The sequence below is a fragment of the Hydrocoleum sp. CS-953 genome (assembly GCF_002260545.1).
In the GTDB taxonomy this organism is placed as follows: domain Bacteria; phylum Cyanobacteriota; class Cyanobacteriia; order Cyanobacteriales; family Microcoleaceae; genus Trichodesmium.
Window position 1 is genome coordinate 1 of the sequence record NZ_LGSU01000098.1, and the last position, 2,166, is coordinate 2,166.

4 protein-coding genes are annotated in these 2,166 nt (G+C 33.9%); all 4 read left to right on the forward strand.

The window, feature by feature from the left end; translation table 11 throughout:
- The first annotated feature begins 322 nt into the window (after positions 1 to 322).
- The 4 genes from AFK68_RS43940 (at position 323) to AFK68_RS00610 (ending at position 1,480) form a co-directional block, all read left to right on the forward strand.
- Positions 323 to 481, forward strand: coding sequence for a hypothetical protein (locus AFK68_RS43940; protein ID WP_371357168.1), 159 nt, complete (start codon positions 323 to 325; stop codon positions 479 to 481).
- Between the two features lie 345 nt (positions 482 to 826).
- Positions 827 to 979: a hypothetical protein gene (locus AFK68_RS40790; RefSeq protein ID WP_246843909.1), complete on the forward strand. Its 153-nt coding sequence runs from the start codon at positions 827 to 829 to the stop codon at positions 977 to 979.
- 27 nt (positions 980 to 1,006) lie between these two features.
- Positions 1,007 to 1,213: a metallopeptidase TldD-related protein gene (locus AFK68_RS40795; RefSeq protein ID WP_256386456.1), complete on the forward strand. Its 207-nt coding sequence runs from the start codon at positions 1,007 to 1,009 to the stop codon at positions 1,211 to 1,213.
- An 87-nt stretch (positions 1,214 to 1,300) separates the two neighbouring features.
- Positions 1,301 to 1,480: a hypothetical protein gene (locus AFK68_RS00610; RefSeq protein WP_143437378.1), complete on the forward strand. Its 180-nt coding sequence runs from the start codon at positions 1,301 to 1,303 to the stop codon at positions 1,478 to 1,480.
- Positions 1,481 to 2,166: the final 686 nt, after the last annotated feature.

Genomic DNA, 2,166 nt, shown 5'->3' on the forward strand with positions numbered 1-2,166 from the left:
AAATCATACTGTTATAGAACTATAATAAGCGAAAATTTATAATTACTACAATCCCGTAGACTATCTAGAAATTAGCCTAGAACAAAGTTAATCAACAGCCATTTCATTTAGTAGCCAAAAGTTAAATGCTGTTAATCGTCACTTTTCCCTAGTAGGAGGTATTTGCACCTGGGATAAAGGAGGCTGGAATTTTGTTACTTTCAATAATATTGAATAAGTAATTTCTCACGCTGATTTAATCGGAAAAGAAACTACTCAACTAGCTTCTATTCCAGCAGTCCAAGATTATGTATAAGTTAAATTTTTTCCCGATCCCCGTCCCATATCTTTAGAAGAAAAGCGACAATTAATTGAAGCTTATAATCAGTTGTTGTTAGATTTTACCCCCCGAATTCAGACAACAAATGTTAGTTATGACGCTCGCTTCACTATTACTTATTTCGTTAATTCCATCGGCAGTTGCATAACACAGGAACCTTGAGACATCAATGACAAATTTAGAGCCATTGCCCGTGGAGAAGGGGATTTAGTTAAAGAGGAAGTCCATCCTATCAGTTCTGCTTCAAATTATAACACCTTCTTTCAATAATGGATAATTGATAATGGATAATTGATAATTACCTCTCCCTAAAACGGATTGGATTGAATAAAAGGAAAAATTTTTTTTGTTTATCCTTGACTTGAAAGGAGAGGCTTTATACCTTTATTTTTCGGTAATATTGACAAGCAAATTATAGGAGTAGCAAAACAGGCCATCCGTCAACTAGAGGCCAACCCTGTCAAAGCTAGACAGTATAATGTAATTTGAGATCCTTATCTGGCAGTTGTGTTTATTCACGAAGCTTTTGGTCATCTTTCTAAACCAGACTATATTTATGAAAACTCCCGGATGGAAGAGTTACTGAAGTTGCGTCAACCAGTAGCTATAGAAAAATTAAATGTAGTTGATGATGCTAGTATTAATGATTTAAGTGGTTGAATTAAATATGATAAATATGATGAAGTTATTGTTGGACAACGCAAATATTTAATTCAGAATGGGCTATTAACTACTCGCCTACATAATCGAGAAACTGCTGGAAAAATTGGAGAAGCACCTATAGGAAATCCTAGAGCTTTAAATGCAATTTATCCCCCTATTGTTCGGATGACTAATAACATTTCTCAAAAAGTTGTCTACACTTTCTTGAGTAGGGGAGTGGGGGAGAAGTAAAAACAGAAATAATTAACGGTAATTGGGGTGCTAATTATCAAAAAGGTGATTTGGTCTGTGTTAATTACTTAATAATTGAAGTTGGGCTTGAGTATAGCATTAAGGCATGGTAATTGGTATAATACATTTATTGAACCAGGCAATCGCTCTTTTGCAGAAATAATTAAGGATATTGAGCAAGGGGAAAAAATCTTTATAATTAGAGCAAAAATTATTTTGCCTATCTACTTTAACTTCAGTACCAAATATACAATTAATTTTGCTTAACTACTTAACAGTAAAAAAAATACTGCTAAATTAACTTCTTGTAGTGGGTAAGATACATTATAATTAATAATTATATAGCAGTTCTCATAATGGTGAGGTACAAAATTCTAGCTTTGAGGGAACAGGGAACAGGGAACAGGGAATAGGGAGTAATGAAAAGATAAAAAGATAACTGTACTTCACGCTTCTTGGGAAACGCTATAGCGGTTTTCACTTCATGACTTGCATTACTTCTTCCTTCTCTCCTAGATAATATGAGCCTTCTTCCTTTAAACCNTATAGCGGTTTTCACTTCATGACTTGCATTACTTCTTCCTTCTCTCCTAGATAATATGAGCCTTCTTCCTTTAAACCCAAATCTCTGTAATCTAAAAAACATGAAAACTGCTATAAGAGTTGATAGTCAATTAATTATTCATTCAACAATTTAGGGTCCGCTCTTCCTGCGGAATGCGGAGCAAACAGCAATAATATCCCGCCCTTAAGGATGGAGTTTAAATAAATATATACTTTAAAGCTCAAGGGAGCAGACTTTTGTAATAAGATTTAATTCTGGTTCAATCAATAAAGCTTTTATCGTCCACCAAAAGCAATAGCTAATAGCTGANGAGCAGACTTTTGTAATAAGATTTAATTCTGGTTCAATCAATAAAGCTTTTATCGTCCACCAAAAGCAATAGCTAATA